This window comes from Mangrovibacterium sp., assembly GCF_059905295.1.
Window position 1 is genome coordinate 1 of record NZ_JBZQJF010000240.1, and the last position, 7,884, is coordinate 7,884.

Annotated in this window: 8 protein-coding genes; 3 read left to right on the forward strand and 5 right to left on the reverse strand. The window is 43.0% G+C overall.

The features are described 5' to 3' along the window. The first annotated feature begins 562 nt into the window (after positions 1-562). Positions 563-982, forward strand: coding sequence for a GNAT family N-acetyltransferase (locus AC37HE_RS12470; RefSeq protein WP_500783173.1), 420 nt, complete (start codon positions 563-565; stop codon positions 980-982). A 151-nt stretch (positions 983-1,133) separates the two neighbouring features. After that, positions 1,134-1,769, forward strand: coding sequence for a transposase (locus AC37HE_RS12475; RefSeq protein WP_500783174.1), 636 nt, complete (start codon positions 1,134-1,136; stop codon positions 1,767-1,769). A 219-nt stretch (positions 1,770-1,988) separates the two neighbouring features. Here AC37HE_RS12475 and AC37HE_RS12480 read toward each other — a convergent pair whose 3' ends face one another. From AC37HE_RS12480 to AC37HE_RS12495, 4 genes are all read right to left on the reverse strand, one after another. Then, positions 1,989-2,567, reverse strand: a complete 579-nt coding sequence (locus tag AC37HE_RS12480; RefSeq protein WP_500783175.1) for a tetratricopeptide repeat protein — start codon at positions 2,565-2,567, stop codon at positions 1,989-1,991. A 754-nt stretch (positions 2,568-3,321) separates the two neighbouring features. After that, the gene (locus AC37HE_RS12485) at positions 3,322-3,867 is read right to left on the reverse strand and encodes a TonB-dependent receptor plug domain-containing protein (protein WP_500783176.1); all 546 of its coding nucleotides are present in this window, start codon (positions 3,865-3,867) and stop codon (positions 3,322-3,324) included. Between the two features lie 57 nt (positions 3,868-3,924). Then, the gene (locus AC37HE_RS12490; RefSeq protein ID WP_500783177.1) at positions 3,925-4,296 is read right to left on the reverse strand and encodes a hypothetical protein; all 372 of its coding nucleotides are present in this window, start codon (positions 4,294-4,296) and stop codon (positions 3,925-3,927) included. Further along, entirely contained in the window at positions 4,289-4,795 is a 507-nt protein-coding gene (locus AC37HE_RS12495; RefSeq protein ID WP_500783178.1) for a GFO_1088 family ECF-type sigma factor, read from the reverse strand. The genes AC37HE_RS12490 and AC37HE_RS12495 overlap by 8 nt, the downstream gene beginning before the upstream one ends. 830 nt (positions 4,796-5,625) lie before the next feature. On the opposite strand from AC37HE_RS12495, the gene AC37HE_RS12500 reads away from it, so the two are divergent. After that, a complete protein-coding gene (locus AC37HE_RS12500; protein ID WP_500783179.1) occupies positions 5,626-6,546 on the forward strand; it encodes a hypothetical protein in 921 nt (306 codons plus the stop codon). A 614-nt stretch (positions 6,547-7,160) separates the two neighbouring features. Here AC37HE_RS12500 and AC37HE_RS12505 read toward each other — a convergent pair. Beyond that, positions 7,161-7,884: S41 family peptidase (locus AC37HE_RS12505; protein WP_500783180.1), on the reverse strand; the 724-nt coding region annotated here is incomplete at its 5' end.

A 7,884-nucleotide genomic window follows, 5' to 3' on the forward strand; every position in this document is an offset into this window, starting at 1 on the left:
AATCGTTCGGCAGCAAGGGAATCCCGAACGCAACTGGAGCGACGAAGTAAACAGCTTCGTACTTTAAACCGCTCCGGTCTATGTAACCCCCCGCTGGCGCAGGTCTGTGACCTGTGTCTTGCTTTGAAAAAGCAAAAGTTTGGCAAGCAAGGCAGGCGGAGAATTTTAAGAAAGTTCTAATAAGCATAGCTCATTGACATACTGAAACAGAAGTTTGGGCTGCCTGTAAAGCTTGCTGTTGAGAAATTACCATGGCGCTTTACAAAAGCGCGCCAGCGAAGGGAGTTGTTTTATGTCCCATCGGGACTTTATTTGGGTAGTCAGTAATTAGGATGGGCAGTCTTGTCCCGTACGGGACAAAATTAGTGATGGCTGGCTGTTTCTACCCAAATTCAATGCCTCCGGCATTTAGTCCCCTCCCTGTATAAGCGCAGCAGTAACGAGGGGTAAGTTATCTTGTCGTTTGTAACGACATTGACATGAAAGGGCACGCGATACAAAAGCGCACCGGCAAAAAAGAGATTTGCTAAAAGGATAAACAATAACCACAAACTCAAGAACAATGCTAGAAATATCAACCGATAAAACACGCTTAGATATCGATCGGATTCATAGCTATTTATCCAGGGAATCGTATTGGGCCATTGGCCGGGAACTGGAGGTTGTAAAACGCTCGATCGACAATTCGCTGTGCTTTGGGGTATACCTCGATAAGCAACAAATTGGTTTTGCACGGGTGGTGAGCGATTATGCTGTTTTTGCCTGGATCATGGATGTTTTCATCCTCAACGATTACCGCGGAATGGGCTATGGCAAACAACTCATCAAGGCCATTGTAAGCCACGAAAAATTGCAAAACCTTTCCCGCTGGGGCCTCGGTACCGATGATGCACATGGCCTTTATGCGCAGTTTGGTTTTAAACCTTTGAGCAAACCTCAAAACATGATGGAACGAAAGCGTACAGCAGTGAACGAACGGTAATCATGCTTAGCGCAGAGCGCTTAGCATTTAGCATCACCAAGAGATTGCTTCGTCCTTCGTCCTACCAATGACGCTTCTTTATTGAAGTGTTTTACTGATCCGATCTTAAAAAAAACAGGACAATAACGAAAACCCATCATATTATGATTTAATGGACAAATTCAATTATAAATACCGGATTCAATCACACCGAATGCCACAATGGGATTATTCGGGAAATGGTCTGTATTTCATTACCCTGGTTACCCAAAACAGGGAATGTAATTTGGGAGATATACACCAGGATCGCATCCGGTATTCTGATTTTGGAAAAATTGTTCGTGATGAATGGTTAAAATCATTTGAAATGCGTCCTGAATTGTATTTGGACGAATATATTGTGATGCCCAACCATTTACACGCCATTATAATATTGAATAATACCGGGATAAATGATTTGAACGGTATACGGGATTCGCACGGGACGCACGTAGAGACGCACGGCCGTGCGTCTCTACAATCCACCACCCAATCACCCCAACAATCCAAAAAAACGGAATTCATTCGTAAACCCCGATCCATTTCATCGTTTATTGCGGGGTTTAAATCGGCCGTAAATTCAAAAATTGATGATTACATTGATGAATGCGGGTTGGGAATTCCCAAATACAATAGAAACAATCATTTTTTTCAACCGAATTACCACGACCATATTATCCGCAATGACAGGGAATATCAACAAATCAGACAATACATCATCAACAACCCGATGAAATGGCAGGACGACCGATTCAATTCATCCAAATAAAAATTGGGTGGAATAATAGGAATTCGTAGGGTTTATTGATTTGCAGGATTCCGCACGTAGAGACGCACGGCCGTGCGTCTCTACAATTCACCACCAAACAATCCAATTCACCCGTACAGACGCACGGCTGTGCGTCTCTACAATTCGGGAAAACGAAATTCATTCGAACCCCAAATCCATTCCGTCATTTAATTGCAGGTTTCTGACCGGCAATCAATTCTAAAATTTGATGAAATCTTTTTCCCAGGTTTTCAATCGTTCCGGATCGAACAGGGATTCCACTTCCATACGGAAGGTCGGGTAAGATGGGAGACCACGCTGCACTTGTTTGTTGGTATCGGGTCCAACACCAATGTACATCTGTTTTAGTTCATTGGCCCGTGCAATGGCTGCATCGGTAAACTGGTTGTTCTTTAATGCCCTCATATATTGAAACAACAAACCCGGAACGGGTACGGCGTACACATAACCGGTCTGTACATTGGTGCTGTAGATATGTTTAAAGGCCACCTCTGCCTTTTCCAGTTGGCCGGCAAATACACTGGCCATTGCCAGGTTATACCAATCGTGCCGGTAATTCCCCAGGATACAGGCTTTTTCGAGAAATACGAAGCTATCCTCGTATTTCCGGCTTTTATAAAGCGCCAAACCACAAATGAAATTGGCCCGGTAAGCCGTTTCCAGGTCTTGGGCATCCACCAAAGGCTGTCCAAGTTTCAGGGCCTGCCGGTACTTGCCACCATTTAAAGCATAGGTGGCTTTATTTAACCGTCGATTTTTAAATAGGATGAAAGGCATGTTCACTCATTCTTGAATAATGGACGGCAAAAATACCTTCTTTTAGGTGGAAAACACATTTATTTCAGCTTATATGATCGACTTTCTCGCGAATCCTCTCTACCTATCCCTCGTTTGAGCGCAGCGGTAACGAGGGGTTAGTTGTCTTGTCGTTTGTAACGACATTTTAAAAGGATGATCAGTGATGCGCTCTGCGGCCCAGGGAAAGATGCACCAAAGGAAAGCAATAGATCATGAATCCGACATTAACGACGAAGCAATCTTTACCAGCAAGAGATTGCTTCGTCCTACCAATGACAGATCTAATGATTGAGGGATTGAGGGAGCTTCAAGATCCTGGCCTTAAGCTGCAAGTTGACTCAAATTCCAGGTTTTACATTCCAGATTTCAAAAAGGGCACCTGCTGGACGTTAGTGTTCAGTCTCAAGAAAGTGTTCAGTCTCAGTTACCAGTCCTAGAGACCAGAAACCCGGAACTTGGAACTTGAAAGATTGCCGCGTCCTCCTGCGTCGTCCTCGCAATGACGGAACCCGGAACCCGCAACTTGAAACTTAAAACTCGAAACTTGGAACTTGGAACTTTTTAAGCCCTCCAGGCTAATTCGGGACAAGTCCTGAGGTTTAAATCAGATTCAGCAATGACGTGGCCCCACCAACTTGAAACTTAAAACTTGGAACTCGAAACTTGAACGATTGCGCTTTCTTACTTCTACATTCCGTATTGGTTATTCGATATTCTATATTTCAAGGATTGCTTATTTCTTCGGATTAGAAAAATTCTTAGACTTCTTTCCTTCAGCCTTTTTGGTCGTAATTAGGATTACACCATTGGGGGCATGATAGCTTTCCATGGCTGCCTCATCTTTAAGCACGTTGATTGAGGCAATGTCATTCGGATCAATCGTCTTCAAGGTATCGTTATCGCAAACTTTTCCATCGACAATAACCATAGGCTCTTTATCGGAAGAATTGCCCCTTATTCTAATCTGTTTTACTTCGCCGCTGCGTTTTTTTTCCTCTTGTTCCAGCGCTTTTTTGGAGGTAATTTTTATGATTCCATTGGGAGCATTATAAATTTCCAGCGAATCCTTATCCTTGATAACATTGATATGGGCAATTTTTTCAGGATCTATTAAATCCAAAATTTCGCGATCAATTTGTTTTCCATCGAGAAGAATCAATGGAGCATTCTCTGTTTTCAAAACCTGAATACCAATTTGGGACGAATTTTTTTCATTTTGAGCCGTTCCTGAGAATAGGGCTAAAACGATTATGCAGATTGTCAATACGATCTTTTTCATTGTTTCAATTTTAAAGTGGATAACCGAAATGTGTGCTAAAATCTCACGTCTAAGAGTTTAGCGGTCAGTTGTTGTATATATACAGATTGAATTGTCTTCGTATAAAATGATTTTTTCAGTCGTTGTCTGCGCTTGTTCAACCATACTTCTGGCTTGTAATAACAGGGCCAGTTTTTCTTCATTAGTTTGTTCTTGTTGTTTGGGCAACAGGACTATAATCGAAACGGCAAACACGATACAAGCAGCCGCCAAGGTCATTACCATATTCAGCCGACGTTTTTTGTTCTTTTTTTGAATATTCTCCCAAACAGACCGATTGAGGTTGGCAGGAGCTTTAGGCCTGTTTTCCTGTGAATAAGCAGTCCATGTTTTCTTTCCGGAAACAATAAAATCGTTTTCTCCCGTTGTGTTGTTGATCTTGTCATTCATAGCAGTACGATTTTTTAAGCTCTGTTCCTACAAATTTTCGTGCACGGGACAATAGAACTCTGATGTGTTCAACTTTTAGTCCGATTATTTCAGCAATTTCCAGATATTCCAGTCCATCCAAATCGTGCAATACAATAACTGTTTTCTGCTGTTCGGGCAACCGTTCTACAATGCTTTTAATAATCTTGTTCAGTTCTTGATCTTCCATCGCATTGTTATCGTTCGTTGCCCAAACAAGTGTATTGACATGATTGAAAGAATCTTCGAAATTCGGTTTTACTTTTTTCAAGACATCCAGACAATAATTTCGTGCCGTCAAAAAAACGAATCCCGGCAAATTAGGGTGTTTGTCAAGTTGCTTACGCTTATTCCATAGTCGCAGCATGATTTCCTGAATAGCATCTTCGGCATCACTCTGATTTCCGAGTAACCGGATAACCAGAGGAAACAATCGCTCCGAAAGCGGCACTACTTGATGTTGAAATTGTTTGCTGTTCATATACATTAGTAATAACGAAAAAAATGGACTGGCATAACAGTTTCAATTTACTTCTTTATTTTCCCATCGCTTATTTGTTTAGAAGCAATTCTGATGAGTCTGTGATCCAATAAACCGATCTTTGGGAATAAATTCCCTTTGAAATTGTCGCATTGCGAGGAAAATCACATAGGCCAGTCCCAAAAAGGAACCTTACACGCGGAAAGCAAGATCGGAGCGCCCGACTGCACGCTGCAATAGCGAACGAAAACACGGAAGTGCTACGCGTAAGCGTTAAGCATGCAGTGTTGAGAGTGAGCGGTGCGAAGCAATTGCCTCGGGCAGTCTTGCCCCGAAGTCTCGGGGTTGGTTCGTTTTGCATCAAGGCAAAATGAACAGCCCGTCCGGCTTAAGGACAAAGAAAGAAGAATCAAAAGATCATGAATACATCATTGTAATTCCGATTTATGGGGATCGCAATCTTTACCATCGACAGATTGCTTCGTCCTTCGTCCTACCAATGACAGATTTCATAAAAACTGTCATTTCCGCATTATGCCCCATTTATTTGGGGTAAGTACTCGCAATAACGTTCTTTTATTGAGCGGAGTGATCCGATCTTTTTGAAAGGTCGGATCACTTGATTCCGACATGTGTCAGATCCATGCTTCACCCGGGGCTACCCATATTACACCCTGCCGGGGCAATTCGTCTTGAAAGGCCCATAGAGGAAAGTAATCATTATTTCAGCGATTCCCTTAATTCGTGTATTTTTACGCGTTGTTAATCAATTTAGCGAATAAAAATCCACGGGATGTGATTAAGTGCACCCGAATAAAGAAGGAATTAAAATGAGTGAAAAGAACGCACAATTCACCAGATATGAAGACAACAAGAATGTATGGTTGTCTCAAAACAGCGATCAGGAAAGTCGTTTTACAGATCATGGTATAACACCGACTGTACTTGCCAGTGAGGCAGAAGTTGGTCAGGCCATGTTGAATGAGCTATACAGTACCGCAGCCTCCAAGGAAGGTGATATCAATATTGCCCTTTTGGGAGGACGAGGTGCCCAGGAGCTACATCGTTTACTGGGAGAGATTGCAAAGACCGGAGAACAGGATCAACTGCTCGCCAGGCTGAATGTATTTACACAGGATGCATTGGCTCCTATGGGCATGAGTAATGGTTTTAGTTTTGTTCGGGATTTTGAGCGCATCCTGGGAGATGCCTTTTTCAACAAGATCAAAAGCTTCACCCCCATGCGTACCGATACCGAAAATTTGGAGTCGGCCTTGATCGCCTATTTAACGAAACTGGAAGATCTGGGCGGTTTGGATATCTTTTTCATTGGTCATGGACCCGAAGAAAATCAAGCATCGCACCTGGCCTATATTAAGCCTTTCTCCGGTGCACAAAGTCATCATGTTGCAGGAATCATCCCTATATCCAGCAGTATTTTGGAGCACCACATCAGCAAGTTTAAAGCCGGTGGAAGTGTGGTGAATGAAAAGGATGAACAGGAATGCCGATCGGCTGCCTACATTCTCACTTTAGGACCTGCTGCGATCTTACAAGCCAAAAAAATTGTACAATCGGTGGTAGATGCCGATACCGCTCCCGCGAAGGTTCAAACGTATGCCAACGTACTGAACACCAACCTTAGTTCAGACAAAGAGGAAGCAGCACAGCAATTAAATGCCAACCCGGGCTTATGGATCAGGTTACATCCTAACACCCGGTCATTTGTGTTACCCAATTTAGGACTGTAAAGGGAACTGTAGAATATCGAATAAGAAATGTAGAAGTAAGAAGTAAGAAGGGCAATCTTTAAAGTTTCGAGTTCCAAGTTTTAAGTTTCAAGTTGCGGGTATAATTACCTCTTTATAGGTCAGGGGCTGTTGCTTGTTGCTGGTCACTCAATCGTTAATTGTTAATCAATAATCGGCAATCGTTCAAGTTTCGAGTTCCAAGTTTCAAGTTCCAAGTTCCGTCATTGCGAGGACGACGCAGGAGGACGCGGCAATCTTTTCGCTTCGCCCAGCATCGCGTGATCAGAGCAGGCGTCGTTTTCTACCCAAATTGCACCCCACTGGGGTTACGTCAATATCTGCTCCGGGCTACCACTTGTAGCTCTTCAATCCATTAATCGTTCAAGTTTTAAGTTTCAAGTTGCGGGTATAGTTACCCCTTTAGTGACCAGAGGTTTGTTGCTCGTGGAAACCTGGAATTTGAATCAACTTGCAGCTCTTTCAAGCCTTCAATCATTATTGAAATATTTAGTGATCCGATTTTTCAAAAAGATCGGATCACTTGATTCAGTAAATCACCAAAACAAAAGGCCACTCGTATTTGAGCAGCCTTGTCAATTCAATGGTCTTTCGAATTATTTGGTTTTATCCGGTGCCGGAGGAATAGCCGGCAGCGGCTTATATTCAGTCTTTACTTTTTCTTTAATCACTTCAATCGCTTTATTCAGCTGGGCATCGTTACCCATGTATTCCTGGTAAGGATTGTTATCCTGAACAATGTCGGGATCAACACCATGGCCTTCAATAATCCATTTGCTTTCTTCCGACGAGTACGAAGCAAACTCAGGTTTACGTAGATCGGCACCATCCATAAAAGGCAGCGAACCACTGATACCAACAACACCTCCCCAGCTACGTGTTCCGATAACTGTTCCCAGCTTGTAGTGTTTGAAACCATAAGGGAACAAATCACCATCGGAAGCCGAATATTTGTCGATCAGCAACACTTTAGGCCCCAACATGATTTTGGTTGGCACCGGAGTCGGGTGTTTGTAATTACGGCGCATATTGGAACGCTGTACTTCACGCTGCAAACGCTCAACAATCATCGGCGATACATTACCGCCCCCGTTTCCGCGATCGTCAACAATCAAGCCTTTCTTATTCAGCTGCGGGTAAAACAAGCGGGCGAACATGTTTAGACCATCACGTCCCATATCAGGAATGTGGATATAACCCACTTCGCCGTTGGTAGCTTTGTTGACCTTTTCAATATTGGTTTGAATCCAGTTGTAGTAGTACAATTCTGCTTCATCGGCAATTGGCTTTACTAACACCCGGCGAGCACCTTCTTCACTG